At 64.5% G+C, this 26519-nt stretch carries 28 protein-coding genes; 19 read left to right on the top strand and 9 right to left on the bottom strand.

Going from position 1 to position 26519, the window contains the following annotated elements; genetic code table 11:
- Positions 1 to 85 precede the first annotated feature (85 nt).
- Positions 86 to 577 carry a pilus assembly protein N-terminal domain-containing protein gene (locus OC450_RS16170; RefSeq protein WP_211382071.1) on the top strand — a complete coding sequence of 164 codons (492 nt, stop codon included), beginning with the start codon at positions 86 to 88 and terminating at the stop codon, positions 575 to 577.
- Between the two features lie 141 nt (positions 578 to 718).
- Here OC450_RS16170 and OC450_RS16175 read toward each other — a convergent pair whose 3' ends face one another.
- The 3 genes from OC450_RS16175 to OC450_RS16185 all read right to left on the bottom strand — a co-directional run bounded on the left by OC450_RS16175 (position 719) and on the right by OC450_RS16185 (position 3050).
- Positions 719 to 931 (bottom strand): cold-shock protein, encoded by a 213-nt coding sequence (locus OC450_RS16175; protein ID WP_007599788.1) that lies wholly within the window; start codon positions 929 to 931, stop codon positions 719 to 721.
- 269 nt (positions 932 to 1200) lie between these two features.
- Complete coding sequence (gene infA, locus OC450_RS16180) at positions 1201 to 1488, bottom strand: translation initiation factor IF-1 (protein ID WP_008131890.1); 288 nt, start codon at positions 1486 to 1488, stop codon at positions 1201 to 1203.
- A gap of 23 nt (positions 1489 to 1511) precedes the next feature.
- Entirely contained in the window at positions 1512 to 3050 is a 1539-nt protein-coding gene (locus tag OC450_RS16185; protein ID WP_211382072.1) for a DEAD/DEAH box helicase, read from the bottom strand.
- A 521-nt stretch (positions 3051 to 3571) separates the two neighbouring features.
- Here OC450_RS16185 and urtA point away from each other — a divergent pair.
- The 16 genes from urtA (at position 3572) to OC450_RS16265 (ending at position 18184) form a co-directional block, all read left to right on the top strand.
- A complete protein-coding gene (urtA, locus tag OC450_RS16190; RefSeq protein ID WP_211382073.1) occupies positions 3572 to 4894 on the top strand; it encodes an urea ABC transporter substrate-binding protein in 1323 nt (440 codons plus the stop codon).
- An 84-nt stretch (positions 4895 to 4978) separates the two neighbouring features.
- On the top strand, positions 4979 to 6586 hold the full coding sequence (gene urtB, locus OC450_RS16195; protein WP_262048261.1) for an urea ABC transporter permease subunit UrtB: 1608 nt from the start codon (positions 4979 to 4981) through the stop codon (positions 6584 to 6586).
- The gene (urtC, locus tag OC450_RS16200) at positions 6583 to 7755 is read left to right on the top strand and encodes an urea ABC transporter permease subunit UrtC (protein WP_211382075.1); all 1173 of its coding nucleotides are present in this window, start codon (positions 6583 to 6585) and stop codon (positions 7753 to 7755) included. The genes urtB and urtC overlap by 4 nt, the downstream gene beginning before the upstream one ends.
- Positions 7756 to 7761: 6 nt before the next feature.
- On the top strand, positions 7762 to 8523 hold the full coding sequence (gene urtD, locus OC450_RS16205) for an urea ABC transporter ATP-binding protein UrtD (RefSeq protein ID WP_211382076.1): 762 nt from the start codon (positions 7762 to 7764) through the stop codon (positions 8521 to 8523).
- A 3-nt stretch (positions 8524 to 8526) separates the two neighbouring features.
- On the top strand, positions 8527 to 9222 hold the full coding sequence (urtE, locus tag OC450_RS16210; protein WP_211382077.1) for an urea ABC transporter ATP-binding subunit UrtE: 696 nt from the start codon (positions 8527 to 8529) through the stop codon (positions 9220 to 9222).
- A gap of 32 nt (positions 9223 to 9254) precedes the next feature.
- Entirely contained in the window at positions 9255 to 10085 is an 831-nt protein-coding gene (locus tag OC450_RS16215) for an urease accessory protein UreD (RefSeq protein ID WP_262048262.1), read from the top strand.
- 24 nt (positions 10086 to 10109) lie between these two features.
- Entirely contained in the window at positions 10110 to 10412 is a 303-nt protein-coding gene (locus OC450_RS16220; protein WP_007605424.1) for an urease subunit gamma, read from the top strand.
- Between the two features lie 10 nt (positions 10413 to 10422).
- Positions 10423 to 10728, top strand: a complete 306-nt coding sequence (locus OC450_RS16225) for an urease subunit beta (RefSeq protein ID WP_211382079.1) — start codon at positions 10423 to 10425, stop codon at positions 10726 to 10728.
- A gap of 92 nt (positions 10729 to 10820) precedes the next feature.
- Complete coding sequence (locus tag OC450_RS16230; protein WP_249128826.1) at positions 10821 to 11297, top strand: endonuclease domain-containing protein; 477 nt, start codon at positions 10821 to 10823, stop codon at positions 11295 to 11297.
- A gap of 196 nt (positions 11298 to 11493) precedes the next feature.
- Positions 11494 to 12033, top strand: a complete 540-nt coding sequence (locus OC450_RS16235) for an HD domain-containing protein (protein ID WP_262048263.1) — start codon at positions 11494 to 11496, stop codon at positions 12031 to 12033.
- A gap of 37 nt (positions 12034 to 12070) precedes the next feature.
- A complete protein-coding gene (ureC, locus tag OC450_RS16240; protein ID WP_262048264.1) occupies positions 12071 to 13786 on the top strand; it encodes an urease subunit alpha in 1716 nt (571 codons plus the stop codon).
- Between the two features lie 129 nt (positions 13787 to 13915).
- Complete coding sequence (locus OC450_RS16245) at positions 13916 to 14215, top strand: putative quinol monooxygenase (RefSeq protein ID WP_211382083.1); 300 nt, start codon at positions 13916 to 13918, stop codon at positions 14213 to 14215.
- A 14-nt stretch (positions 14216 to 14229) separates the two neighbouring features.
- Positions 14230 to 14850, top strand: coding sequence for an urease accessory protein UreE (ureE, locus tag OC450_RS16250; RefSeq protein ID WP_211382084.1), 621 nt, complete (start codon positions 14230 to 14232; stop codon positions 14848 to 14850).
- Positions 14831 to 15559, top strand: a complete 729-nt coding sequence (locus tag OC450_RS16255) for an urease accessory protein UreF (protein ID WP_211382429.1) — start codon at positions 14831 to 14833, stop codon at positions 15557 to 15559. The genes ureE and OC450_RS16255 overlap by 20 nt, the downstream gene beginning before the upstream one ends.
- Before the next feature lie 39 nt (positions 15560 to 15598).
- Positions 15599 to 16222 (top strand): urease accessory protein UreG, encoded by a 624-nt coding sequence (ureG, locus tag OC450_RS16260; RefSeq protein WP_211382085.1) that lies wholly within the window; start codon positions 15599 to 15601, stop codon positions 16220 to 16222.
- A gap of 300 nt (positions 16223 to 16522) precedes the next feature.
- On the top strand, positions 16523 to 18184 hold the full coding sequence (locus OC450_RS16265; protein WP_211382086.1) for an HWE histidine kinase domain-containing protein: 1662 nt from the start codon (positions 16523 to 16525) through the stop codon (positions 18182 to 18184).
- On the opposite strand, the gene OC450_RS16270 is transcribed toward OC450_RS16265, so the two are convergent.
- The 5 genes from OC450_RS16270 to OC450_RS16290 all read right to left on the bottom strand — a co-directional run bounded on the left by OC450_RS16270 (position 18181) and on the right by OC450_RS16290 (position 22313).
- Positions 18181 to 18789 (bottom strand): TetR/AcrR family transcriptional regulator, encoded by a 609-nt coding sequence (locus OC450_RS16270; RefSeq protein WP_211382430.1) that lies wholly within the window; start codon positions 18787 to 18789, stop codon positions 18181 to 18183. The genes OC450_RS16265 and OC450_RS16270 overlap by 4 nt on opposite strands.
- Positions 18790 to 18874: 85 nt before the next feature.
- Positions 18875 to 20017 (bottom strand): OpgC domain-containing protein, encoded by a 1143-nt coding sequence (locus OC450_RS16275; protein ID WP_211382087.1) that lies wholly within the window; start codon positions 20015 to 20017, stop codon positions 18875 to 18877.
- A gap of 186 nt (positions 20018 to 20203) precedes the next feature.
- Positions 20204 to 20659, bottom strand: coding sequence for a hypothetical protein (locus tag OC450_RS16280; protein WP_211382088.1), 456 nt, complete (start codon positions 20657 to 20659; stop codon positions 20204 to 20206).
- Between the two features lie 91 nt (positions 20660 to 20750).
- Positions 20751 to 21122, bottom strand: coding sequence for a YqjD family protein (locus OC450_RS16285; protein ID WP_211382089.1), 372 nt, complete (start codon positions 21120 to 21122; stop codon positions 20751 to 20753).
- A gap of 78 nt (positions 21123 to 21200) precedes the next feature.
- Complete coding sequence (locus OC450_RS16290) at positions 21201 to 22313, bottom strand: AI-2E family transporter (protein ID WP_262048265.1); 1113 nt, start codon at positions 22311 to 22313, stop codon at positions 21201 to 21203.
- A gap of 207 nt (positions 22314 to 22520) precedes the next feature.
- Here OC450_RS16290 and OC450_RS16295 point away from each other — a divergent pair, with 207 nt between their 5' ends.
- Together OC450_RS16295 and OC450_RS16300 are read left to right on the top strand one after the other, a co-directional pair.
- Positions 22521 to 23342, top strand: coding sequence for a L,D-transpeptidase (locus OC450_RS16295; protein ID WP_262048266.1), 822 nt, complete (start codon positions 22521 to 22523; stop codon positions 23340 to 23342).
- Between the two features lie 17 nt (positions 23343 to 23359).
- The gene (locus OC450_RS16300) at positions 23360 to 24013 is read left to right on the top strand and encodes a DUF2865 domain-containing protein (protein WP_262048267.1); all 654 of its coding nucleotides are present in this window, start codon (positions 23360 to 23362) and stop codon (positions 24011 to 24013) included.
- A 164-nt stretch (positions 24014 to 24177) separates the two neighbouring features.
- Here the strand turns inward: OC450_RS16300 and OC450_RS16305 are convergent, their stop codons facing one another.
- A complete protein-coding gene (locus OC450_RS16305) occupies positions 24178 to 26271 on the bottom strand; it encodes a methyl-accepting chemotaxis protein (protein ID WP_262048268.1) in 2094 nt (697 codons plus the stop codon).
- Positions 26272 to 26519: the final 248 nt, after the last annotated feature.

The following is a 26519-nucleotide window of genomic DNA, read 5'->3' on the forward strand; positions in this document are numbered from 1 at the left end:
AATTGAGGGCAGGTTAACCGGGTCGGGCACCGGCTCCGCTGTATCGAATCGTTCTGCCGGTTTGTGACGTCCCGGGAGTAAGAGTATGCGTAAAGAACTGCGCCGTCATGTGCGCGTCTGCCTTCTGGTTGCGACCGCGGTGCTGGCATCGCCGGCTGCCGGCCTTGCCGAATCCACCGCCGATACCATCGCCGTCAGTGTCGACCAGGCCAAGCTGGTGCGGCTGCCCGGGAAGGTGGCGACCATCGTGGTCGGCAATCCGCTGATCGCCGACGTCACGCTCCAGCCCGGCGGCATGATCGTCGTGACCGGGAAAGGCTACGGCGGCACCAATTTCATTGCGCTCGACCGGGGCGGCGAAATCCTGGTCGACCGCCAGATCCAGGTCGAAGGTCCGAGCGACCGGCTCGTCACCGTCTATCGCGGGGTCGAGCGCGAGTCCTATAGCTGTATGCCGACCTGCCAGCGCCGGGTCACGCTCGGTGACAGCGATGCCTACTTCAACAACACGATGAGCCAGGCCGGCACGTTGAGCAACAATGCCAGCGGCGGTGCCGGGGGCGCCAAGACGAACTGACACAAGACGAGCTGACAAGACGAACGAACGGGTCGTGCTGAATTCCGCGGGCAGAAACCGCAATGAAAAAAGGCCGGGCATCGCGCCCGGCCTTTTCTTTTGACTTGTTCGCTCGAGCCGATCGGGGCCGAAAGCGGTAGCTCAGCCGGCCGAGCGGAGGTTGTCCGCTGCCGACTTGCCGGAACGGCGGTCGGCCACGATCTCGTAGGAGATCTTCTGACCTTCGCGCAGCGTGCCGAGGCCCGCACGCTCCACAGCGCTGATGTGGACGAACACGTCCTGGCCGCCGTCGTCGGGCTGGATGAAGCCGAAGCCTTTGGTCGCGTTAAACCACTTCACGGTTCCCATGCTCATGGGGGTAGTCCCTTCTCAGATAACACAATGTCAGAGCCCGCTCGCGCGGACAGGTTAGATCGAATTTTTGGAAGGGTCGTCAGCGTGTCTGAACCGGCTGTACCGGTGGATGCTAATGTCGTCCGGCCGAAAATCGATTAATTCATTTTATTGGAAACAGGCCCTCAAAACAATCCTGACGTGCACGATTTTTTGATCCGCCGTGGAGTCCACGGCGGATCAGCATACAGGTTAGAATTTTAATTCCGCGCTCGCGCGCCAAGGGGCCGTTAACGGCGGCGGAACTGGCCACCGCGCTGTCCGGGACGTGGAGGTCCGCCCACACCGCTCGGACGTTCGTCCTTGTGGCGGAAAATCAGCCGGCCCTTTTCGAGGTCATAGGGCGACATTTCCACCGTCACGCGATCGCCCGCCAGCGTCTTGATGCGGTTCTTCTTCATCTTGCCGGCGGTATAGGCGACGATCTCGTGTCCGGCATCGAGTTGCACGCGGTAGCGGGCATCGGGGAGGATTTCGGTGACCAGTCCTTCGAACTGGATCAGCTCTTCCTTAGCCATGAATTTCTCCAGGTCGTGGACGGCTAGTGCGAATGGGGTTTGCGGTTCGGTTGGCTGTTCGGCCGACTCTCGCGGCGCAAAAAGGCAACGCCTTGTATCCCATCAGGCGCCCCGGCGCTATGCGCGGAACGCTGTTCCGGACGGCCGTTTGGCGAAGAATGCGCCTTGCCGCCGGAGCGGCCGCGACGAGATGCCTTCGAGCCGTTGGGGCCACCGCCGGGGCGGCCGTCAACATGCCTGGCGTCGCCATGCCGTCCTTCGCCGGGCCTTCCGTCGCCCTGCTTGCCGGCACTGTGGTGGCGCCCGTCGGCATGCCTTTCGTCGGCGCGCCGTCCGTCACCGTGCCGAGCGCCTTGCGAACGCTGGCCGGGGCGGCCCGGCCGGCCCTGTCGTTGCTGCGCCGGGGGAGGACCTGCATCGCGGCGGCCGGCGTCGGTGCGATGATCCTCGCGCGACAGCGTCACCTTGATCAGCCGCTCGATGTCGCGGAGATAGCTGAGCTCCTCGCCGCCTGCGACCAGCGAGATGGCGGTGCCTTCGGCGCCGGCACGCGCGGTGCGGCCGATGCGGTGCACGTAGGTCTCGGGCACGTTGGGCAGGTCGAAATTGATGACGTGAGTGATGCCGTCGACATCGATGCCGCGGGCGGCGATATCGGTGGCAACCAGCGTGCGGATGTCGCCGGAGCGGAACTGGGCGAGCGTCCGTTCGCGATGGTTCTGCGACTTGTTGCCGTGGATGGCGCTGGCGGCGATGCCGGCCTTCTCAAGGGTTTTCACCACCTTGTCGGCGCCGTGCTTGGTGCGGGTGAAAACCAGTGCGCGGTTGACCGGCTCCTGTTTCAACAGCTGGGCGAGGAACGCCGGCTTCGCGGAGAAGTCGACCTGGATGATGCGCTGCTGGATGCGCTCCACGGTCGAGGACACCGGAGTCACCGCGACGCGGGCGGGATCACGCAGCATGGCGTCGGCAAGCTCGGCGATGTCCTTCGGCATGGTGGCCGAGAAGAACAGCGTCTGCCGCTTGATCGGCAGCTTGGCGACGATTTTGCGGATGTCGTTGATGAAGCCCATGTCGAGCATGCGGTCGGCCTCGTCGAGCACGAGGAATTCGACGCTTCCAAGCCTCAAGCCGTTGCTCTGCACGAGGTCGAGCAGGCGGCCGGGAGTGGCGACCAGCACCTCGACGCCCTGCATCAGTGAGCGGACCTGACGCCCCATCGGCACGCCGCCGATGGCGAGTGTCGAGGACAGGCGGACGTGGCGGCCATAGGCGTTGAAGCTGTCGAGGATCTGGCCCGACAGTTCGCGCGTGGGCGACAGCACCAGGACGCGGGCCGTCTTCGGCTGCGGCTTGATGCGGTTCTCGAGCAGGCGGTGAAGGATCGGCAGCGCGAAGGCCGCGGTCTTGCCGGTTCCGGTCTGGGCGATGCCGACGACGTCACGGCCGGTCAGCGCGGTCGGAATGGTCTGGGCCTGGATGGGGGTGGGGGTGACGTAGTTCTCGTCGGCGAGAGCACGGGAGATGGGTTCGGCGAGGCCGAAGTCCTGAAACGAAGTCAAAAGGGGGTTCTTTCCATGTCAAAAGCGGGCGCCCGGCGCATTCGGCGCGGCGCGCGCAAAAGGGTGTCGTGAAGACACCTGCGTGTTTGGGGTGTCGGATGGCTTGATGGGATGGGGCAAGCCAGACGCCCGTAAGGGCTTAAGAACACGCGGCTCGCAACGGTCTCTTGATTCGCAAGAGGCCTCGCGCTCCATATGGAACATCGAAGGGGCGCTTTCAAGGCAAGTCTGCCGCAAACCGCGATTGCGGTGCAGAAATAGTTATGCCGGAATTTTAGCCAGAGTCCGCAATTTGCTCATAAAATAATCTGCCTGCCGCTTTCGCATACATTTAAATTGCCCATCGTTTAGGCGAAGCGGTTGCGGCGAAACTTTGTTTTAGATCGATTTTATAAACAAAAACAATGGTTTGAGTGGTGTTTACTCCATGGCATGGTTCTTGCGAATCCGTTAATCGCAGGCGGCCGTGGGGCCGTTTCGCAGCGTCTTTTTCACGTCTGCGTCAGGGAGATGAGATACTCATGCTTAACAAATCCACTCACGATATAGCGGCGTCATTTAGCCGCCGCGGCGTGCTCGCCGCGACCGCCGGACTGATGCTCGGTCTGGCTTCATTGACCGGCGCCAAGGCCGCCGACGACACCATCAAGGTCGGCGTGCTTCACTCCCTCTCCGGCACCATGGCCATCAGCGAAACCACGCTGAAGGACACTATCCTCTTCCTGATCGATGAGCAGAACAAGAAGGGCGGCGTGCTGGGCAAGAAGCTCGAAGCCGTCGTCGTCGATCCCGCCTCGAACTGGCCGCTGTTCGCCGAGAAGGCGCGCGAGCTGATCACCAAGGACAAGGTCGCGGTCGTGTTCGGCTGCTGGACCTCGGTGTCGCGCAAGTCGGTGCTCCCGGTCTTCAAGGAGTTGAACAACATCCTGTTCTACCCCGTGCAGTACGAGGGCGAGGAGAGCGAGCGCAACGTGTTCTACACCGGTGCTGCGCCGAACCAGCAGGCGATCCCCGCCGTCGACTACCTGATGAAGGAAGAGAAGGTGAAGCGCTGGGTGCTCGCGGGCACCGACTACGTCTATCCGCGCACCACCAACAAGATCCTGGAAGCCTATCTGAAGTCCAAGGGTGTCGCCCAGGAAGACATCATGATCAACTACACGCCGTTCGGTCATTCCGACTGGCAGACGATCGTGGCCGACATCAAGAAGTTCGGCTCGGCCGGCAAGAAGACCGCGGTGGTCTCGACCATCAACGGCGACGCCAACGTCCCCTTCTACAAGGAGCTCGGCAACCAGGGCATCAAGGCGAAGGACATCCCGGTGGTCGCGTTCTCGGTGGGTGAGGAAGAACTCGCCGGCATCGACACCAAGCCGCTGCTCGGCCATCTCGCCGCCTGGAACTACTTCGAATCGATCAAGACCCCGGCGAACGAGAAGTTCATCAAGGACTGGCAGGCCTACACCAAGAATCCGAAGCGCGTGACCAACGACCCGATGGAAGCGCACGTGATCGGCTTCAACATGTGGGTGAAGGCCGTCGAGAAGGTGAAGTCGACCGATCCGGACAAGGTGATCGACGCGCTTCCCGGCATCGAAGCGCCGAACCTGACCGGTGGCGTGTCGAAGATGCTGCCGAACCACCACATCACCAAGCCGGTGTTCATCGGCGAGATCAAGGGCAACGGCCAGTTCGACGTGGTCTGGAAGACCCCGGGTCTCGTTGCTGGCGATGCCTGGTCGAAAGAGCTCGACGGCTCCAAGGACCTGATCGGCGACTGGGTCGGCAAGAAGTGCGGCAACTTCAACACCAAGACCAACAAGTGCCTCGGCTCGGGCTCCTGATCCGGACCTGACGCTCCGTTACACGATCGGAGAAGGCGGCGATCCCGCCGCCTTCTCCACTCCTTTCTGCCGGGGTCATTCACAGTGCCAGCCCATTTGTCCGCCCGTCTCTGCACCTTTGTCCTCTCGTTGTTCCTGATCGCGTTCGCACTGCCGGCCTTTGCCGGTCCGTTCGAGGACGCCGTCGCCAAATTCGCCAACGATGATTATTCCGAGACGGAAGAGGCGATCGGCGTGGTCGCGAGCAGCGGCAACAAGCTGGCCTTCCCCATCATCAGCGCGCTCCAGGACGGCCGCCTCATGGCCGATCCTGACAGCAAGAAGGTTTACGTCACCGGCGCCGACGGCAAGTCGATCGATGCCGCAACCGGCGATCCGGTCGCCAGCGTTCCCGACAGCGCGAGCGCGGTCCGCCTCAACAACCGCCTGCGCCGCAGCGTCGACGCCGCGGTCGGCAGCCTGACGCTGCAGTCGCCGGATCTCGGAGTGCGCCTCCAGGCCGCGCAATCCGTCTTCAAGTCGCATGAGGAGACGGCGCTCGAAGCCGTCGACGGCGCGCTCGCCAAGGAAACCAACCGATCCGTCAAGGCCGCGCTGGTCGATGCCCGCGCGGCAATCCTGTTGTTCAAGTCCGACGCCACCGAGGTCGAGAAGCTCGAGGCGGTCGCCACCCTCAAGGCGCGTGGCGACCAGGAAGCGCTGGCGCTGCTCACCGGTATGGGCGACCAGCCGGCCTCGGTGACCAAGGCGGCTGCCAGCGCGATCGGCTCGATCCAGAGCTCGCTCGCGGTCTGGTCCATGGTTCAGAATGCCTGGTACGGCCTCTCGCTCGGCTCGGTGTTGCTGCTCGCCGCGATCGGCCTCGCCATCACCTTCGGCGTGATGGGCGTGATCAACATGGCCCATGGCGAGATGGTGATGATCGGCGCCTACACCACTTTCGTGGTGCAGGAGGTGATCCGCACCAGCTATCCCGGCCTGTTCGACTATTCGCTGCTGATCGCGGTGCCGCTCGCCTTCCTCGTCGCCGGCGCGATCGGCGTGCTGATCGAACGCAGCATCATCCGCTTCCTCTATGGGCGTCCGCTGGAGACGCTGCTCGCGACCTGGGGCCTGTCGCTGGTGCTGCAGCAGGCGGTGCGCACCATGTTCGGTCCGACCAACCGCGAGGTCGGCAACCCCTCCTGGATGAGCGGCGCGTTCGAGCTCGGCCAGATCACCATCACCTATAACCGCCTCTGGATCCTGGTCTTCACGCTCGCGGTGTTTGCGATCCTGCTCGCGATGCTGCGCTATACCGCGCTTGGCCTCGAGATGCGCGCGGTGACCCAGAATCGCCGCATGGCGGCCTCGATGGGCATCGCGACCTCGCGCGTCGACGCGCTGACCTTCGGGCTCGGCTCGGGCATTGCCGGCATCGCCGGCGTGGCGCTGTCGCAGATCGACAATGTCAGTCCCAATCTCGGCCAGAGCTACATCATCGACAGCTTCATGGTCGTGGTGTTCGGCGGGGTCGGCAATCTCTGGGGCACGCTGGTCGGCGCCTTCACGCTCGGCATCGCCAACAAGTTCCTGGAGCCGGTCGCCGGTGCCGTGCTCGGCAAGATCGCCATCCTTGTTCTCATCATCCTCTTCATTCAAAAACGCCCGCGCGGCCTGTTCGCGCTCAAGGGCCGTGCGGTGGAAGCATGACCCCTCACATGCTGACGCGATCGCTGGACCGCGGCGCGACCATCTTCCTCGCCATCGTCGTGGCCTGCGGCATCCTGATCCCGCTCTCCAACCTGCTGCTGCCCGCGGGCTCGTTCCTGCAAGTGCCAACCTATCTCGTCGCGCTCTGGGGCAAGTACGTCTGCTACGCGATCCTCGCGCTCTCGATCGATCTGATCTGGGGCTATTGCGGCATCCTCTCGCTCGGTCACGGTGCCTTCTTCGCGCTCGGCGGCTACGCGATGGGCATGTACCTGATGCGGCAGATCGGCACCCGCGGCGTCTACGGCAACCCGATCCTGCCCGATTTCATGGTGTTCCTGAACTATTCGAAGCTGCCCTGGTACTGGTACGGCTTCGACATGTTCTGGTTCGCGGCGCTGATGGTGCTGGTCGTGCCCGGCCTGCTCGCCTTCTGCTTCGGCTGGCTCGCCTTCCGCTCCCGCGTCACCGGCGTGTATCTGTCGATCATCACGCAGGCGATGACCTACGCGCTCCTGCTCGCCTTCTTCCGCAACGATTTCGGCTTCGGCGGCAACAACGGCCTCACCGACTTCAAGGACATCCTGGGCTTCAACGTCCAGGCCGAAGGCACCCGCGCCGCGCTGTTCGCGCTGAGCTGCCTGGCGCTGATCGCAAGCTTCCTGATCTGCCGCTCCGTGGTGTCCTCCAAGCTCGGCAAGGTCCTGATCGCAATCCGCGACGCGGAATCGCGCAGCCGCTTCCTCGGCTACCGCGTCGAATCCTACAAGCTGTTCGTGTTCACGTTGTCGGCCTGCATGGCCGGCGTCGCCGGGGCGCTCTATGTGCCGCAGGTCGGCATCATCAACCCATCCGAATTCGCGCCGGGCAATTCGATCGAAGCGGTGATCTGGGTCGCGGTCGGCGGCCGCGGCACGCTGGTCGGCGCGGCGCTCGGTGCGGTCGTCGTCAACTACGCCAAAACGTTCTTCACCTCGGGCATGCTGGCGCCGTACTGGCTGTTCATGCTGGGCGCGATGTTCATCCTGGTGACGCTGTTGCTGCCCAAGGGCATCGTCGGCACCTTCAACGCCTGGTGGGATCAGTCGAAGGAGAAGCGCGCCGCCGCCGCGACGACCGCGAGCGCCGCGGCGGAAGACGGCATCACCGAACCCAAGATGGCGGAGTAGCCGGTCATGAACGTCATGGACACCCGCGCGACCTCCGCGATGCTCTATCTCGACGGCGTGCACGTCTCGTTCGACGGCTTCCACGCCATCAACAATCTGTCGCTGACGCTCGCGCCCGGCGAGATGCGCGCCATCATCGGCCCCAACGGCGCCGGCAAGACCACGATGATGGATATCATCACCGGCAAGACCAAGCCCGACGAAGGCACGGTGCTGTTCGACGGCGTCACCGACCTGACGCGGCTCGACGAGACCCGTATCGCCGAGCTCGGCATCGGTCGCAAATTCCAGAAGCCGACCGTGTTCGAGAGCCAGACCGTGCAGGACAATCTCCTGCTCGCGCTCAATGTCGATCACAGCGTCAAGGGCACGCTGTTCTGGCGCGGCAGCAGGCCGGAGTCCGAGCGCATCGACAAGGTGCTGGAGACGATCCGCCTCACCGAGGCGCGCAACCGCCTCGCCGGCAGCCTCAGCCACGGCCAGAAGCAGTGGCTGGAGATCGGCATGCTGCTCGCGCAGGATCCGAAGCTGCTGCTGGTGGACGAGCCCGTCGCCGGCATGACCGACGTCGAGACTCATCTGACCGCAGAGCTGCTGAAAGAGATCAACAAGACCCACACCGTGATGGTGGTCGAGCACGACATGACGTTCGTGCGCGAGCTCGGCGTCAAGGTCACCTGCCTGCACGAAGGCACGGTGCTCGCGGAGGGGACCATCGACCAGGTTTCGTCCAACGAGCGGGTCATCGAAGTGTATCTGGGGCGCTGAGCAATGCTTGAGGTCAAGGACATCAACCTGTTCTACGGCGCGGCGCAGGCGCTGCGCGGCGTCTCGATCGCCGCAGAGCCCGGCAAGGTCACCTGCGTGCTCGGCCGCAACGGCGTCGGCAAGACCTCGCTCTTGCGCGCCATGGTCGGGCAATATCCGATCTCCTCGGGTGCCATCGTGCTCGACGGCAGCGACATCACGGCCCTGAAGCCCTATGAGCGGGCGCGCAAGGGCATCGGCTTCGTGCCGCAAGGCCGCGAGATCTTTCCTCTTCTGACGGTCGAGGAAAACCTCAAGACCGGCTTCGGTCCGCTCAAGCGTGAGGACAGGCACATTCCGGACGACGTGTTCTCGCTGTTCCCGGTGCTGCAAAGCATGCTCGGCCGGCGCGGCGGCGATCTCTCCGGCGGCCAGCAGCAGCAGCTCGCGATCGGACGTGCGCTGGTGATGCGGCCAAAGCTGCTGCTGCTCGACGAGCCGACCGAGGGCATCCAGCCCTCGATCATCAAGGACATCGGCCGCGCCATCTCTTACCTACGCAACCTCGGCAACATCGCCATCGTGCTGGTCGAACAATATCTCGACTTTGCCTGCGAACTCGGCGACAGTTTCGCCGTGATGGATCGCGGCGCGGTGAAATTCGCCTGCGATCGCTCCAATCTCGACCCGGCCGAAATCAGCCGCCAGATGGCCCTGTAGGCTATTTCTGCCGCGACCGGCTGGGGAGGCGGATGCGCAGCGACGTTTCAGTCACGTCTGGGGATTTCGAGGCGAACCGTGCCCGCGGCGCGGTGCATTTCGACGTGCATGCGCGCGATGGCGTGACGCGGCGCGGGACCTTGCATGAGTCCGGATCCCTGCGTGTGCGCTTTCCCTCGCCGGAAGGCGAGGGGCTCTCCGGCGTGTTCGTCAACACGGCCGGTGGCGTTGCCGGCGGCGACACTTTCGATGTCGACATCGTGGCGGGCGAGGGCTCGCGCCTGACATTGACTACGGCGGCGGCCGAGAAGGTCTATCGTGCGCCCGGGAATGCGGCGCAGCTCAGTATCGCCCTGAAGGTCGCTGCCGGCGCGCATCTCGGCTGGCTGCCTCAGGAGACGATCCTGTTCGATCGCGCCCGGGTTCACCGCAGCTTCGACATCGAGCTCGATGATTCCGCCTCGCTCGTGCTTTGTGAAATCGTCGTATTCGGCCGCACCGCCATGGGTGAGCGGATGGAGCAGGGCGAGTTCGTCGACCGCTGGCGGCTGCGTCGTGGTGGCAGACTGGTGTTCGCAGAGACCGTCAGGCTCGACGGCCATGTCGGCGCAAAACTCGGGCGGTCCGCCGTTGCCAGGGGTGGTGCTGCGATCGGAACGGCGCTGATCGCGCCCGGTGACGAGGCCCTGGTCGAGCGCATCCGCGAGGCGTCGGAATCCTTTTCCGGCGAGGTCGGAATCTCGGCCTGGAATGGATTTGCAATGGCGCGGTTCTGTGCCCAAGATGCGGCGCGCCTGCGGGCCGACATGATGGCCGTGCTGGCGCGCACCAGTGCGGCGCTGCCCCGGCTCTGGTTGAATTGAAGTGTTGAACGGAAGAGATTTCGCATGAACCTGTCTCCCCGCGAAAAGGACAAGCTCCTGATCTCGATGGCGGCCATCGTGGCCCGCCGCCGGCTGGATCGCGGCGTCAAGCTCAACCATCCCGAGGCGATCGCGATCATCTCCGATTTCATCCTCGAAGGCGCGCGCGACGGCCGCACCGTTGCCGAACTGATGCAGTCCGGCGCCCAGGTCCTCACGCGTGATCAGGTGATGCCGGGCATCCCTGAGATGATCCACGACATCCAGGTCGAGGCGACGTTTCCGGACGGCACCAAGCTCGTCACCGTGCACGAGCCGATCAGGTAGGAGCGAGAACATGATCCCCGGCGAACTCTTCATCCAGGACGGCGAGATCGAGCTCAACGCCGGCCGCAAGACCGTGACCTTGACGGTCGCCAACACCGGCGACCGCCCGATCCAGGTCGGCTCGCACTACCATTTCTTCGAGACCAACCCGGCGCTGAAGTTCGACCGCAGGAAAGCCCGCGGCATGCGCCTCGACATCGCCGCCGGCACCGCCGTTCGCTTCGAGCCGGGCCAGACCCGCGACGTCCAGCTGGTGGCTGTGGCCGGCAAGAAGACGATCTACGGTTTTCGTGGCGACGTCATGGGGAAGCTGTAGGGCAGGTTGAGGCGAGCACAGTGATCTACAGTGAGGTGAGCACGGCTGTCTCGCTCCCTCCCCCCTTGCGGGGGAGGGTTGGGGAGAGGGGTATGCCACACGACGAGGTCTCTCCACTGCAAAGAACCCGCGCCAAACGATTGAGGCGCGAGATGACTCGCGCTGAGACGTTGCTGTGGCGTCACCTGAAGGCCGATCGTCTTGCGGGCCTGGCCTTTCGCCGTCAGACCCCCATGGGCAATTACATCGCCGATTTCGTCGCCCATTCATGCAAGCTTATCGTTGAGCTCGATGGTGAGAGCCATGTGTTCGAAGAACGTATCCGGCACGATGAGTGGCGCGACCAATGGTTCGCGTCGCGTGGCTATCGTGTGCTGCGTTTCACCAATGACGACGTGATGAAAAATCTTGAGGGCGTCGTTCTCTCCATTCTCGAGGCAGCGGAGCCCGTGGCACCCCTCTCCCTAACCCTCCCCCGCAAGGGGGGAGGGAACCCTTCCACGGATGCGTCCCTAACTAGCGACGATATTTATCCTTCTGCTTCTCCACAGACTGAGGAGAAGCCATGACTCAAGGTTGTGCGGCGTGTGCATTCGGTTGTCAGGCTTTCATTCGTGGTGAGGTGAGCACGCTATCCAGGCTCCCTCCCCCCTTGCGGGGGAGGGTTGGGGAGAGGGGTCTGCCCCGGGCGCTGACGGAAGCGACGGGGCAATTTCGTGCAGCGCGCATTTGCAGCGCGCGCGGACATGGAGTCCTGTGACCGCCATGCTGTCGCCAATCCGCCTCATCTCCGAAGCCGCCGAACTTGCCGCGCGCCGTCACAACGGAATGGCGCGCAAGGGGCGCGGCAACGAGCCCTACATCAACCATCTCGCGGAGGTCGCGAACCTGCTCGCGACCGCGACAGATGGTGCGGATGCCGAACTGGTCGCGGCCGGCTGGCTGCATGATTCGATCGAGGACACCGAAACCACGCGCGAGGAGCTCGCGCAGACATTCTCCGAACGTGTCGCCTACCTTGTCGTTGAATGCACCGACGATATGAACCTGCCAAAGCCGGAGCGGCGGCGGCATCAGGTGCTCGATGCGCCTAAGAAATCGCCCAGCGCCAAGCTGATCAAGATCGCCGACAAGATCAGCAATATCGGCGCGCGCGTCCATTCCGATCCGACGGCCGAGGAGCGTGACGACCTCGTCGACTACACTGACTGGGCCGAGCAGGTTGTCGCCGGTTGCCGCGGCGGAAACTCCAGGCTCGATACGACATTCGACGATATTGTGCTCACAGCGAGGGCTTCACTGTGAGCGCCGAACGACAATTCAAACGCAAACGGGGCTTGTGATGTCCGTCAAGATCAAACGTTCCGTGTATGCCGACATGTTCGGCCCAACCACCGGCGACAAGGTCAGGCTCGCCGACACCGATCTCATCATCGAGGTCGAGAAGGATTTCACCACTTACGGCGAGGAGGTGAAGTTCGGTGGCGGCAAGGTGATCCGCGACGGCATGGGCCAGTCGCAGGTGACGAACAAGCAGGGAGCGGCGGACACCGTCATCACCAATGCCTTGATCGTCGATCACTGGGGCATCGTGAAGGCCGACGTCGCGATCAAGGACGGCATGATCGCCGGCATCGGCAAGGCCGGCAATCCCGATATCCAGCCGGGCGTCACCATCGTCATCGGCCCCGGCACCGACGTGATTGCTGGCGAAGGCAAGATCCTCACTGCTGGCGGCTTCGACAGCCACATCCATTTCATCTGCCCGCAGCAGATCGAGCACGCGCTGATGTCCGGCGTCACCTCGATGCTCGGCGGCGGCACGGGGCCGTCACACGGCACCTTCGCCACCACCTGCACCCCGGGCCCGTGGCACATGGGCCGGATGATCCAGTCGTTCGATGCGTTTCCGGTCAATCTCGGCATTTCGGGCAAGGGCAACGCCTCGCGCCCCGCGGCGCTGGTCGAGATGATCAAGGGCGGCGCCTGCGCGCTGAAGCTGCACGAGGACTGGGGCACGACGCCGGCCGCGATCGACAACTGCCTGTCGGTCGCCGATGATTACGACATCCAGGTGATGATCCACACCGACACGCTGAACGAATCCGGCTTCGTCGAGGACACCATCAAGGCGTTCAAGGGCCGCACCATCCACGCCTTCCACACCGAAGGCGCCGGCGGCGGTCACGCACCTGACATCATCAAGGTCGCCGGGCTCAAGAATGTGCTGCCGTCCTCGACCAACCCGACGCGCCCCTTCACCCGCAACACCATCGACGAGCATCTCGACATGCTGATGGTGTGCCACCACCTCGATCCCTCGATCGCGGAGGATCTGGCGTTTGCCGAGAGCCGGATCCGCAAGGAAACCATCGCCGCCGAAGACATTTTGCACGATCTCGGCGCGCTCTCGATGATGTCGTCGGACTCCCAGGCCATGGGCCGCCTCGGCGAGGTGATCATCCGCACCTGGCAGACCGCGGACAAGATGAAGAAGCAGCGCGGGTCGTTGCCGCAGGACAAGGGCAAGGACAACGACAATTTTCGCGTCAAGCGCTACCTCGCCAAATACACGATCAACCCCGCGATCGCGCACGGCGTCTCGAAGCTGATCGGCTCGGTGGAGAAGGGCAAGCTCGCCGATCTCGTGCTGTGGTCGCCGGCCTTCTTCGGCGTCAAGCCCGACTGCATCGTCAAGGGCGGCATGATCGTCGCGGCCCCGATGGGCGATCCGAATGCCTCGATCCCGACGCCGCAGCCGGTGCACTACCAGCCGATGTTCGGCGCCTTCGGCAAGGCGCGTACGGCCTCCTCCGTCGTCTTCACCTCGAAGGCGGCGATCACGGGAGGACTCGCGCGCAAGCTCGGTATCGACAAGAAGCTCTATGCGGTCCAGAACACCCGCGGCAGGATCTCGAAGAAGAGCATGATCCACAACGACGCCACGCCCAAGATCGAGGTCGATCCGGAGACCTACGAGGTCCGCGCCGACGGCGAACTGCTCACCTGTGCCCCCGCCGAGGTGCTGCCGATGGCTCAGCGATATTTCATGTACTGAAATAGCGTCTCAACGCATGCCTCCGGAGGATGTCCCGGGGGCCGGCTTTTCCGGTTTTGCGTTCGATCCCGCATGGTCTAAGGTCCCGCCCGGTATCTTAATCCAGAAGAAAAGCCGGGAGGATTTCTCGTGATCTACGTCGTTGCCACCTTGACCATCAAGCCCGAAACGCGCGCCGAATTCATCGCAGCCGCCACCGCCTGCATCAAGGAGACGCGGAAAGAGCCCGGCAATATCGCCTATGATCTGCACGAGAGCGTCACCGATCCCGCCAGGATGGTGTTCGTCGAGCAGTGGGAAAACGCCGAGGCGCTGGTGCCCCATCGTGCCATGGAGCACATGAAGACGTTCGGCCGCGTCGCGGTGAAGTGTTTTACGGCGCCGCCGAAGATCGAAGTGATCACGCCCGAGAAGGTCGAGACACGGTAACGGGGTAAAAGCGCATGATCCGGGCAACGCAGGTCAGGGGACAGTACCGCTTCACGGAGGCGCCGGCTGATACGGTAGTGCTCGATTTCGACGATCGGCACCGCCGCCGCATGGCGATGACGGGAACGCGGGGGCTCGAATTCCTGCTCGACCTGGAGAACGCCGTCGCCTTGCGCGGCGGCGATGCGCTGGTGCTGGAGGACGGCCGGCTGGTCGAAGTGGTCGCCGCGCCCGAGCCGCTGCTCGAAATTCGTGGCCACGATCCGCACCACCTCATCCGCGTCGGCTGGCATCTCGGCAACCGCCATCTGCCGACGCAGATCATGGCCAAGGGCCTGCGCATCCGCCGCGACCACGTCATCGAGGCCATGGTGAAAGGCCTCGGTGCGCGTGTGATCGAGATCGATGCGCCGTTCGATCCCGAAGGCGGCGCCTATGCCGATGCCGGCCACGCGCATGGGCACGACGACCATGCCCATCACGACCACGATCACCACGATCACGGGCACGATCATCACCATCATGATCATGCCGCGCATGACCATGGCCACGATCATCATGCTCATGACCACGACGAGCATTGCGACCACGGCGACCATCACCACGGCCACAAGCATGCTCATGACCACAAATGAGCCGGCCGGCGCCGGTGATCTCGCAGAGCGCGAGGCGGCGGCGCTGTACCGGCTGATGACCTGGCTGTCGCCGGCGTTCCCCGTCGGCGGTTTCTCCTATTCCAGCGGCATCGAATGGGCGGTCGAGGCAGGCGACATCACCGACACCGCCACGCTGGCGGACTGGCTCGATGCGATGCTCGGCGATGGCTCGGGCTTCTGCGATGCGACGTTTCTGGTCCATGCCTATCGCGCCACTGAACTGGGCGAGGACGCCACCTTGAGCGATGTCGCCGAGCTCGCCGCCGCCTTCGTGCCGTCGCGCGAGCGGCAGCTGGAGACGACCTCGCAGGGACGCGCCTTCATCGACATCGCCCGCGCCGCGTGGGATGCGGAAGGGCTGGATGCAATGGTTGCGGCATGCCGCACGCCACTGGTCTACCCGGTGGCGGTCGGCGTCGTTGCCGCGATGCACGGCGTGCCGCTGGCGCCGACGCTGCACGCCTTCCTGCATGCGCTGGTCTCGAACTGGATTTCCGCGGCCAGCCGGCTCATTCCGCTCGGCCAGACCGACAGCCAGCGCGTGCTGGTGAGGCTGGAAGCGGCCGTCGCCGCGACCGCCAATCGGGCGCTGAATGCGGCGTTGGACGACCTCGGCAGCGCGACGTTTCGCGCCGATCTCGCCAGCCTGCGGCACGAAACGCAATATACGCGGCTGTTTCGATCATGAGCGGCATGGCCTAAAATCAATCAGGAGAGAGCGAGTTACATGTCTACTTCTCACGGCCCCTTGCGTGTCGGCGTCGGAGGCCCGGTCGGATCGGGCAAGACCGCGCTGATGGACCTGCTCTGCAAGACCATGCGCGAGCGCTACGACATCGCGGCGATCACCAACGACATCTACACCAAATGGGATGCGGAATTCCTCGTGCGCTCGGGCTCGCTGACGCCGGACCGCATTGCCGGGGTCGAGACCGGCGGCTGCCCGCACACCGCGATCCGCGAAGACGCTTCGATGAATTTGGCCGCGGTGGCGGACATGCGCGCGAAATTCCCCGGACTCGATCTCGTCCTGATCGAATCCGGCGGAGATAATCTCGCTGCCACTTTTTCCCCGGAGCTCGCCGACCTCACCATCTACGTCATCGACGTCGCGGCCGGCGACAAGATCCCGTCCAAGGGCGGCCCCGGCATCACAAGGTCGGACCTCCTTGTGATCAACAAGATCGACCTGGCGCCCCATGTCGGCGCTTCCCTGGAAAAGATGGAGACGGACGCCAGGCGCATGCGCGGCGAGCGTCCGTTCGTCATGACCAACCTGAAGAAGAGCCAGGGCCTCGACCGCATCATCGGCTTCATCGAGGCCAAAGGCGGCCTGAAAAGGGGCAGCTGACGGACGCGACGACTTAACGCAGGCGTTTCGCTTCGTTAACGCCCTGGCGGCAGTGCCGTCCACGGAACAAATTTTCGACACGGCGATTAACTACCTCCGGTGCCCGGGGAGCCAATCCGTCCCGGCCGGACCATCGGCCGGACGGATTAAGCTTCTCAGGCGACCCAAGTTGCGTACTGATGCCTCCTCCTTCATTATCTCCGCCACCGGGGGTCACCCTGTTTCGGCACCTGGCCGTTCGAACGGCGTTCATATGCTCCGTGCTTATTGCCGACCTCCTGCGTTCGCCTGAGTAGTCGCGTGGTCCGGCTGGGATTCATCATCGGCTTCATCGCTCTGCTCGGGGTCTTGCTCTCCGGGCTTGCGGCCTATCGCGTCCACGACCAGGAGCTGGCGCTGGACCGGATCGCGCTGGCGCGTGCGATCGACGTCCATGCGAGCCTGGTCCAGGACCGGCTGACCGAGCGCGAGCTGCTCGCACGGGTTGCCTCAGGCCTGTTCCGGGCGCCCTCGGTGCTCAAGCCGAACATGCTCGAGCCGCTGCGCTCGGCCATCTACGCCTTCAAGACCGATTTCGTGGTGGCCGGCTGGGTCGCTCGCCTGAAGCCGAACGAGCTTGCCGCGGCGCAGGCCGCCATCGCCAGCGCCGGTTTTCCCAATCCGCAGATCCGCAGCTATGACGACAAGCCGATCGACCCGGCGAGCGTCACCCAGCCGATTGACGTGCTGTTGGACCTCGAACCGCGCAGCAACGAGACCAAGGCGCTGCCTGGCCGCAGCTACGACCAGGATCAGGTGCGCAGCGCCATGCTGACGCGCGCCAGGGTCGAGAAGAGGTCGGTCGCCTCGGACCCGATTCCGCTGCTGCGCAGCGGCGGGCCGATCGGCGTCATCGTGGCCGCTCCCGTCATCCCCGAGGGTGCGACTGAGCCGGCAGGCTTCATCACCTTTTCCTACGAGCTCGCCTCCCTGATGCTGACCAACGACGACATGTCGCTGTTCTCGGTCGCGCTGAAGGATCCGCGCAGGGACGGCGGCGAGCTCGTCGCCAATGATCAAGGCGTTGTCTCGGACCGCATGACGGCGGCGGACGGACCGGCGCCGTCGGCGACGCGCACGGTGAGCTTCGGCGCTCGCGACTGGCAACTCGGCTATTACGCCAAGACCAACTCGGCGCGTCGCGCCGAGCAGACCGCGATCATCGTGGCGGCGATCGGCTTTGCGATCACCGCGATGGTGTGCGGCCTGTTCGGCTATGTCGCCTACAACAATCTGCGGCTCAGCCGGGAAATCCAGGTGCGGATCGGCTTCGAGCGCCGGTTGACGGCTGTGATCGACGAGCTCAACCACCGGGTCAAGAACATCCTGGCGGTGATCCAGTCGATCGTGACGCGCACGCTGCGCCACGGCTCGGACATCGACGTCGCGCGCGAGCTGCTGATCGGCCGCATCCACGCCATGTCCAACGTGGTCTCGCTGCTCAGCGAGAGCCAGTGGCAGGGCGTCAAGCTGAAGGGCCTGTTCGAGGCGCGCGCCATCCCGCATGCCGACCGCATCGCGGTCACAGGTCCCGACATCGCGGTCAGCGCGCGGGCGGCGCAGAGCCTGTCGCTGCTGTTCTTCGAGCTCGCCTCGCACTCCGATGAGGGCCTGTCGCTGGTCGGCAAGCACCCGCACATCACCGCGAACTGGACGGTGACGGGCGAGGGGACCGACGAGGTCTTCCATTTCCGATGGGAGGAGTTCAACACCAGCGAGGCGACGCGCCGCCCCGATTCCGATTTCGGCCTGATCCTGCTCGACCGCGTCGCCCCCGAGGCGCTCGGCGGCACCGCCAAGCGCTATTTCACCGACGTCTCCTACGTCTACGAGCTGACCGCGCCGATGGAGACGGTGGTCGACATGTCCGAACGCGACCGCACCGACAAGATCTCTGCACCGGTCCGGCCGGTGCGGAGCTAGCTCTTCGGCCGCAACACGAGGTCAACCAGAGCCCGCGCGTAGGCCGGCGTGATCGGCGCGATGCCGAAGACGTAGCGGTAGAACAGGCCGCCATAGATCGCGTCGTAGAGATCCTGGGGCGGTCCTTCCGCGCTGATGCTGCCGTCGCTCTGGCCCGCGGCGATCATCTCGATCAGCGCGTCGCGGCGGAATTGCAGATAGCGGGCGTAGAACAGCTCCGCCGAGCCGGTCTTGGAGATGCATTCGGAGATGACGGCGAGCTGGACCTTGCCGAACTCGCCCTGCAGTGCTTCGGCGTAGGCCGCGGCATGGCGGCGTGCCCGCGCGGCGGGGCTGCCGGAGCTCGCTGGCGGCAGCGGCAGCATCTGCGCGGCATGATGGAGGAAGGCGTCGATCAGCAGCGCCTCGCGGGACGGCCACCATTTGTAGATCGTCATCTTGGAGACGCTGGAGTGCCGCGCGACCGCGTCGATGGTGGTGGCGGCAAGGCCGGTGGCGGCCATCAGCGCATAGGCGCTTTCGAGAATGGCGTTGGTGGTCTCGATCGATCGCGGCCTCCCGCGCCGGGGCGCGCTGTCAGCCTCGTCACCCCCGCTTTTCGCCATCGCCACGTCCGGTCTCCTCACGCAGAGTCACTCGGAATAGCGCAGCCACAGCCTTCGGCCTAGCAGAATCGCACGATTATGTGAGCTATGCCTGCTGCCGCAGCGCCGCAGGCAGGTCCTGCCGTCTGGACCAGGCGATGTAATAGGCGACCGCAGTCATCGCGGCGAAGCCAGCGATGCTCACCGCGATCTGCATCACCACCAGGTTCGGGCCTGTGATCAGGATGAGATGCCCGGCGAAGGACAGGAAAACGGCGGCGCAAAAGACGGCGAGCCATTCTTCGCCGCAAGTGATCACCGCCTGAAGCGGCTTCAATTGCAGGCCGGGATGATCGGCCGGAATGAGATGGGTCGCAAGGAAGGCGAGCGCGAGGAAGTGGACGATGCGGTAGGGCGCGAGGTTTTCCTTGTCGGTCGGCGCGATGCTGTCGAGGACGACGTCCGGCAGATAAACCGACAACGTCGGCGAATGCCGCATCAAGGTGAACGCCATCGCGAATACGAGATAGCTCCCAGCGAGGATCCGCAGCCAGGACATGCCGCGCAGCGCCCGCCCGGGCGCGCCCGTCACGGCGAACCAGCCGCCCAGCACCATCAGCATCTGCCAGCACAGCGGATTGAAGGTCCATTCCTGGTCCGGATAGACCCGGAAATTCCAGTCGAACCAGCGCGCGGCAAGATACAGCGCGACCGATGCGCCGAGCGTCAGGTTCGGCCACCGCAACAGCCCCCACAGCGCAAACGGAAAGAAAGCCATCAGCGGGATCATCAGCTGCAGCAGGTCGAGGTTCAGCGGTTCTTCCTGCAACACGAGGCCGCGGACCAGGGTGCGCAGCGGGTGGTCGAGAATGCCGGAGATGTTGTATTCGTGGATGATCTCGGGCGCCATCGATTGCGAGGCGACATAGGCGATGGTGTCGATATAGATCACGAACAGCACGACATAGGCGGCGTAGAGCCGCCAGACGCGGCGGAAGATTCGCGTTGCCGCGACGACATAGCCGCGCTCCAGCGCCATCCTGCCGTGGATGATCGCGACGCCATAGCCCACCACGAACACGAACAGATCGGCTGCCCCGCTGAAGCCGAAATTGCGCAGCGTCAGCAGGTTGACGACGTTGTTCGGGATGTGATCGACGAACACCGACCAGTTGGCGATGCCGAGCGTCAAATACAGCCTGGCGTCGTGATGGAATGCGGCGAGGTTCGCCTTGACGGACGGTTTCATTGAGTAAAATAGCTTTGGGAATCAGGGTGATGCTTTTACCGACAACCACCTGCCTATCCGAGTAGCGTTTGCGTGAGCAGGGCCGGATTTGTCCCCGGTGGCGAAAAATTGCGCAGGCCCACCCCCAAACTTGCACGAACCCGCTTATTCGACGCTGCGGCGCAATTTTCAAACGCGCTCTGACCGCTACTCGGCGGGTTCAGCCGACGTCTCGTCGGGTACGCCGGCGCGGCTGGCCATGATTCCCAGGGCGACGCCGCCGATCGCCAGGATCGGCAGCAGCCGCTTGACCCCGATGGCGCGAGCGATCTGGAGTCCCGTTGCGAGCAGCATCGGGTCCGCGAGCATGCTCTGTGCCGCCGACTTCGCGGCGCGCTCGGCCGCGATGTGAGCTTGCTTGCGCAACTGACGCTTGTAAGCCCAATAACTCAGCGCCGCGGTCAGGGTCAGGAGAAAGAAGACGCCGGCACCGGCGAGGCAGGCCTGCACCGGACCATATTTTTCCAGCACCGAGATGAAGGCCGCTGCGCATAGAAAGCATGTGGTGATGAAGAGAGCGAACGCCGCGCCCGCAGCGAGCGAGGTCAGCCGCACGGTTGTGCCGGTAGATGCGCTGATCCCGTCGATGATGCGCTGAAACATGGCCTTGCTCCTCAAATCCCCACAAGCCTGGTCGTCGCAACCGAGCCCCGGCGGCGCCGCAGCGCCGCCGTCTCGAAATCGATTTGCGACCTCAGCGGCGCCAGACCGCGCCGATCAGGAATCCAATTCCGAGCGCAAGCCCGACGGTCGCGAGCGGCCGCTGCGTGATCGCGTCCTCCAGCGTCTCCTCGATCGAGCCGTAGGCCTCCTGTGCCGCGTCCATCATCGCGCTGCCGCGCTCCGACACGTCGTCGATCGCGGAATCCACGTTTTCGCGCGCCTGGCGGTAGCCGCGGCGGGCCTGCTTGCTGGAGGAGTTGGCAAAAGTATTGAGCGCGTCGGTGATCTGATCGGTGAGGGCGGCGATATCGCTTTTCACGGCTGCTACATCCTTCTCGAGGCGTTCTCTGGTGGCTTTGTCGGTCCAATCTCTCATCCCGGCTTCGGCATTGGTCGTGGACATCAGGAGCTCCGAGCTGTTGACGGCTGAGATAGCCGGAAAACGTTTCGTCGTCGGGTAAGTTCCGTTCGCGGAAACCAGTCAGTCCTGCGGAAGCTGCGGCGAATCCTGCGGCAGCAGATGCTCCTTCAGGATCAGGGCGACGATCAGCAGCGGCGACGATAGAAACGCGCCCATCGGGCCCCACAGCCAGGTCCAGAACGCCAGCGCGAGCAGCACGGCGAGCGCGTTGAGCTCCAGCCGCCGGCCGATGATGGTCGGCGTGACGAAATGTCCCTCCAGGAAGGTAAGGCCGCCGAAGGCGAGCGCCGCCATCAGGCCGCCGCTGACGGTCGGGAAGGTGACAAGTCCCACCACGACCAGAATGACGAACATTGCGACCGGTCCGATGATCGGAATGAAATTGAGGGTGGCCGCGAGGGCGCCGAGGCCGGCCGGATTGGGCATGCCGGTGAGTGCGCAGACAATGCCGGCGGCGACGCCGACGCCGACATTGATGAGGGTCACGGTCAAGAGGTAGTTGCCGAGATGGACTTCGATCTCGTTGAGGATGCGCAGGGTGCGCAGCCGTGCGTCATGATCGCCGAAGGTCATGATCATCGCCCGCCGCAGATCGCGCCAGCTGGCGATGAACAGGATCAGGGTAACGAAAAACAGCAGGAATTCGGTAAAGGTCGGTGACAGGAATTCGATCGTCGGCTGCACCCACTCGAATTTCGGCATTTGAAGGCTGGGCAAACCCTCCGAGCCGCCGAGCATCGCCTGCAGCTCCCGCCACAGCGCCAGCGGCCGGTCGAACACGTGCAGCTTGTCCTTCAACTTCGCGCCGAGTTCGGGCAGGCGCGAGCTCCATTCCATCGCAGGCGAGGCGATCAGCGCGACGACGAAGCCGACCAGGGTGGTCACCGCGATCACGATCAGCGCGGCGGCGAGCCCTCGCGGCACTTTCCGCTTCTCCAGGAAGGTCGCCGCCGGCGAGAGCATCGTGCCGGTAACGAAGGCCATCACCACCGGCAGAAAGAACGCCCTTCCGAGATAGAGCACCGTGACGATTGCGATGAGGAGCAGCCCGGCCAGCGCGAATGCGACGAATTCGGTGCGGCGTATCACCGGCGGAAGTTCGCCCGATCTCTCGGGAAGCGGAGTGCCCTCGCCATTGCCGGGAATGGGACGTTCACTGGGGAGGACGCGCACAATGCTTCTCCGGCACGGAAACTACGGTCGGCGCCCATCGACGCCTAAGGAACGTGCGAGCGCGGCTCCGGTTCCATCGCGGCTTCGTGAAGGGACGATCGCTTGACTGTGACGCGGCTGCCGCATCCCGCGGCGGAACTTGTAGCGGCTCGGCCGCGTTTGATGGAAAGCGCATCACCCTGATGCAGGCATCCTACGGGGCAGCCCATGACGAAGTTCTCTGCAGTCCGACGCCGCTTTTCGCCGCGCCGCATCTCCGCTCTCGCGTTCGCAACCGCCTTGCTGGCCGTGCCTTTCGGCGCCGCAAGCGCGCAGACCCTCGGCTATATGCCGATGCAGCCTCAAGCCTATTCGCCACAGGCCTATCCGCAGGATCAGGGCTATTCAAGCCAGGGCTATTCAAGCCAAGGTTATGCAAGCCAAGGCTATGCAAGTCAGGAATCGCAGGCGCCCGACGAGGATGCCGCGCTTCCCGATCGCCTGCGCAAGCAGATCGTCAGCTTCGACCGGAGCGAGCCCGCCGGCACCATCGTCATCGATACCAACAACACCTATCTCTACTACGTGCTCGGCCAGGGACGCGCCATTCGCTATGGCGTCGGCGTCGGCCGCGAGGGCTTCACCTGGTCGGGTGTGCAGAGCGTCAGCCGCAAGGCGGAATGGCCGGACTGGCATCCGCCGGCCGAGATGATCGCGCGCCAGCCCTATCTGCCGCGCTTCGTCGCAGGCGGCCCCGGTAATCCGCTCGGCGCGCGTGCGATGTATCTCGGTTCGAGCGAATACCGCATCCACGGCACCAACGATCCCACCACGATCGGCAAGTTCGTCTCGTCCGGCTGCATCCGCATGACCAACGAGGACGTCACCGACCTGTTCAGCCGCGTCAGTGTCGGCGCCAAGGTCGTGGTGCTCCCGAAGAACGCCCCGCTGATGGCGAAAGGCAGCGATCCCGTGCGCAAGCGCTCGCCGGTGACGACGCTGCCCTCGGGCCGGCAGGCCCTGAACATTTCGACGTCGGCCGTGAACTGAGAGTTGAGTGAGGTCACATGAAGAGACGTTCGATCGGCAGACTGGCCGGCGGCGCGGCGGCGTTCCTCGCCGTCGCCTCCTTCGGCTTCGCGCTGACGCCGCCGGCGCATGCGGAGGACTTTTTCTCGGCGCTGTTCGGCGGCTTCCGCGGGCGGCCGGCGCCGGAGATCCGCATGCCGTTCCCGACCGATGACATGCCGCGTTACGACACGCCGCGGCAGCGGACCTCCTATGGCGGCGGCACGGCCTATTGCGTGCGCGGCTGCGACGGGCGTTATTTCCCGGCGCAGGGGAATGATGCCGAGAGCAAGGCGCAGTCCTGCAAGAGCTTCTGCCCCGCTTCCGAAACCTCACTGGTCTATGGCAGCGATATCGACGACGCCACGACGGACAAGGGAAAATCCTACTCCGACCTGCCGAACGCCTTCCGGTATCGCAACGAGATCGTGGCGGGCTGCACCTGCAACGGCAAGGATCCGGCCGGGCTCGCCCAGGTCAAGATCGACGCCGATCCCACCTTGCGCAAGGGTGACATCGTCGCGGGCTCCGACGGCCTAGTGGTCGCCAGCCGCAATGCCAACGCCAGCCGCGGCGTCGCAATGAACTTCTCCCCGCTGCCGGATTCGGTGCGCGCAAGATTCCGCCAGGTGCCGGTGGTGGCGAAGGAGTAGGCCCCACCGTCGTCCGGGCGAAAGCCAGGACCAGTTACCCCCAATGCCGATGTGGCGCGACGCCGCTAACCACCAGCCTACCTCTTGCAGAGGATGGTGGTTATGGGTCCTGGCTTTCGCCAGGCGAAAGCCAGGACGACGCCGAGCGTGTCGCTGACGCAGCCCTACGCCGCGCGGATCTTGCCGAGGAAGTCGCTGACCTCATGGCCGAGCTGGCGGCTCTGGCTGTCCAGCATCTCCGAGGCGCTCTTCACGTTGTCGGCGGCAGCGGCGGCAGCGTCCGCATCGGCTTTGACGCCGGTGATGTTGTCCGAGACGTTCTTGGTGCCCTGCGCCGCAAACTGCGTGCTGCGGGTGATCTCCTGGGTCGCCGCGCCCTGCTCCTGCACGGCGGCGGCAATCGCGGTCGCGACCTCGTTGACCTCGCCGATGATGCCGCCGATGGTCTGGATCGCGTTGATGGCCTCGCCCGCGACCTTCTGGATGTCGGCGATCTGCTCTGAGATTTCCTCGGTCGCCTTCGCGGTCTGGCTCGCCAGCGACTTCACCTCGGAGGCGACCACGGCAAAGCCGCGGCCGGCTTCGCCGGCGCGCGCCGCTTCGATCGTGGCGTTGAGCGCGAGCAGATTGGTCTGCTGTGCGATGGTGTTGATCAGGCCGACCACCTCGCCGATGCGCCCGGCGGACTTCGCCAGGCCCTGCACGGTGCCGTCGGTCTCGCTTGCCTGCGTGACGGCGCGGCCGGCGATGCCCGCGGCATGCGCGGCCTGCTGGCTGATGTCGTTGATTGAAGCCGAGAGCTCTTCGGCGGCGGCGGCGACGCTGTCGACGCTCATGGAGGCGTCGTTGGAGGCCTTGCCGGCGACCTGGACGCGGTCGTTGGTCTGGCGCGATACCGCGGACAGGTCGCCCGAGGTCTTGCGCATCTCGCCGGAAGCCTCGCTCAATTCGCCCAGCGTCTTGCGCACCGCGCCCTCGAATTCGCCGACATAGGCTTCGACCGCGCGCTGGCGCGCGACGGCGTCCGCATTGCGCTCGCGCTCGTGCTCTTCGATCTTGAGCTTGTCGGTCGCCTGCTGCTTGAAGGTCTCCAGCGCGCCTGCGAGCGCGCCGATCTCGTCGTTGCGGTCGAGATAGCCGCTGTCGACGGCAAGGTCGCCGCCGGCGACCTTCAGCATGGCGTCACGGATGGTGTTGAGCGGAGTGATGACGCGGCGGCTGACCAGCATGATCGCGCCGACGGCAAGGCCGATGGCGAGCGCCAGAAGTGCGAGCTGCATGACGAGTGCGCGTTGAGCTGCGTCGCGCTGTTCCAGCGTATGGCTCTTGGCGGCGTCGAGCGCGGTTTCGGCGACGGCAACCGCGGCGGCCAGACGGCCCACCGTCACCGGTGTCCATTGGTTCGCCGTCATCTCGGCCTTCTCACCCTTGGCAAGCGTATCGGCGAGGCGATCACGGAGCGCCAGATATTGCGGATCGAAATAGGCGGTCTTGACCGTCGCCAGGGCGGACGACAGTGCGGGCGGGAGCTGCATGCCCGACGCCGACAATTCCAGCGCCTTCCACATTGCGGCGGTTCCGCCGACGAATTGGGTATAGGCGAGGCGGGCCTCCGGCGCCATACGGCCGGCGTTGAGTCCGGTCGAGATGATCAGCGACGCTTCGCCCCCGGTATTGCGCAACAGCCAGGCGCTCTGCTTGATCGACAGCAGCTGATCGATCGCCGCATCCTGGTGGTTGACGGTGGCGGCCAGGACGTTCGAGAGCTTGTCCAGTGTGTCCAGCAGGCCCTGCGTCGTCTCCATATACTCCTTCGGCAGGCCTGCGCGGCGCTGGTCCTTGGGCTTGGCGACGTCCTCCCAGAACTGCTTCTGCTCCTCGGTCAGCAATTTGAAGAGGCGCGCGAGCTCCGGCACCAGCGTGCCGGACTGCGGAAAGTCCATGGTCGGCAGCAGCTCGACCGCGCGTGCCATCGCCGGCATCTGGGCGTCCCGGATCGAGCGCAGATATTTCTCGATCTCGCCATCCATGGGCACGGTCGCGTTCAGCAGGCGGTTGGTGGTCGAGCGATCGGTGCGCAGATTGTGCATCGCCTTGAACAGATCGGCGGAGGCGTCCGCGATCCGCGAGATGCGATTGGCAGTCTGGAGGCGATCCCACGACTCATGGGCCGTCAGCGAGAGCGCGATCACCACGCAGATCGACGTAATCGCGATCACCGCCTTCAGCAGCACGGATACGGTCAGACGATTCAGCATCGAAGTCCCCCAAATTCCCATTGCAAAGTTCGTGAAGACGCCCGGCAACATCGACAAGCGGGGGCGCGGCAGATCGGCAATCGCATGCCGTTGCCCCTCGGGGGGCCAAACGGTTTCTGCATCTGAAAGGAAAAGGGTAAAGTTTTAGACAGTTGGGCTGCCGGTAGAAGTACGTATTTACCAAAAGTTGCAATGGGTTGCCCGAATGGAACCGGCGCGCGAGATAGGCGTTAGGATATCGTTAGCAA

The organism is Bradyrhizobium sp. Bra78, from assembly GCF_024519855.1.
In the GTDB taxonomy this organism is placed as follows: Bacteria; Pseudomonadota; Alphaproteobacteria; order Rhizobiales; family Xanthobacteraceae; genus Bradyrhizobium; species Bradyrhizobium japonicum_G.

Excerpts from the sequence above, each read along its gene's own strand:
- OC450_RS16170 (WP_211382071.1), top strand. The coding sequence starts at position 86 with ATGCGTAAAGAACTGCGCCGTCATGTGCGCGTCTGCCTTCTGGTTGCG.
- OC450_RS16175 (WP_007599788.1), bottom strand. The coding sequence starts at position 931 with ATGAGCATGGGAACCGTGAAGTGGTTTAACGCGACCAAAGGCTTCGGC.
- infA (WP_008131890.1), bottom strand. The coding sequence starts at position 1,488 with ATGGCTAAGGAAGAGCTGATCCAGTTCGAAGGACTGGTCACCGAAATC.
- urtA (WP_211382073.1), top strand. The coding sequence starts at position 3,572 with ATGCTTAACAAATCCACTCACGATATAGCGGCGTCATTTAGCCGCCGC.
- urtC (WP_211382075.1), top strand. The coding sequence starts at position 6,583 with ATGACCCCTCACATGCTGACGCGATCGCTGGACCGCGGCGCGACCATC.
- urtD (WP_211382076.1), top strand. The coding sequence starts at position 7,762 with ATGAACGTCATGGACACCCGCGCGACCTCCGCGATGCTCTATCTCGAC.
- urtE (WP_211382077.1), top strand. The coding sequence starts at position 8,527 with ATGCTTGAGGTCAAGGACATCAACCTGTTCTACGGCGCGGCGCAGGCG.
- OC450_RS16215 (WP_262048262.1), top strand. The coding sequence starts at position 9,255 with ATGCGCAGCGACGTTTCAGTCACGTCTGGGGATTTCGAGGCGAACCGT.
- OC450_RS16220 (WP_007605424.1), top strand. The coding sequence starts at position 10,110 with ATGAACCTGTCTCCCCGCGAAAAGGACAAGCTCCTGATCTCGATGGCG.
- OC450_RS16225 (WP_211382079.1), top strand. The coding sequence starts at position 10,423 with ATGATCCCCGGCGAACTCTTCATCCAGGACGGCGAGATCGAGCTCAAC.
- OC450_RS16230 (WP_249128826.1), top strand. The coding sequence starts at position 10,821 with ATGCCACACGACGAGGTCTCTCCACTGCAAAGAACCCGCGCCAAACGA.
- OC450_RS16235 (WP_262048263.1), top strand. The coding sequence starts at position 11,494 with ATGCTGTCGCCAATCCGCCTCATCTCCGAAGCCGCCGAACTTGCCGCG.
- ureC (WP_262048264.1), top strand. The coding sequence starts at position 12,071 with ATGTCCGTCAAGATCAAACGTTCCGTGTATGCCGACATGTTCGGCCCA.
- ureE (WP_211382084.1), top strand. The coding sequence starts at position 14,230 with ATGATCCGGGCAACGCAGGTCAGGGGACAGTACCGCTTCACGGAGGCG.
- OC450_RS16255 (WP_211382429.1), top strand. The coding sequence starts at position 14,831 with ATGCTCATGACCACAAATGAGCCGGCCGGCGCCGGTGATCTCGCAGAG.
- ureG (WP_211382085.1), top strand. The coding sequence starts at position 15,599 with ATGTCTACTTCTCACGGCCCCTTGCGTGTCGGCGTCGGAGGCCCGGTC.
- OC450_RS16270 (WP_211382430.1), bottom strand. The coding sequence starts at position 18,789 with ATGGCGAAAAGCGGGGGTGACGAGGCTGACAGCGCGCCCCGGCGCGGG.
- OC450_RS16275 (WP_211382087.1), bottom strand. The coding sequence starts at position 20,017 with ATGAAACCGTCCGTCAAGGCGAACCTCGCCGCATTCCATCACGACGCC.
- OC450_RS16280 (WP_211382088.1), bottom strand. The coding sequence starts at position 20,659 with ATGTTTCAGCGCATCATCGACGGGATCAGCGCATCTACCGGCACAACC.
- OC450_RS16285 (WP_211382089.1), bottom strand. The coding sequence starts at position 21,122 with ATGTCCACGACCAATGCCGAAGCCGGGATGAGAGATTGGACCGACAAA.
- OC450_RS16295 (WP_262048266.1), top strand. The coding sequence starts at position 22,521 with ATGACGAAGTTCTCTGCAGTCCGACGCCGCTTTTCGCCGCGCCGCATC.
- OC450_RS16300 (WP_262048267.1), top strand. The coding sequence starts at position 23,360 with ATGAAGAGACGTTCGATCGGCAGACTGGCCGGCGGCGCGGCGGCGTTC.
- OC450_RS16305 (WP_262048268.1), bottom strand. The coding sequence starts at position 26,271 with ATGCTGAATCGTCTGACCGTATCCGTGCTGCTGAAGGCGGTGATCGCG.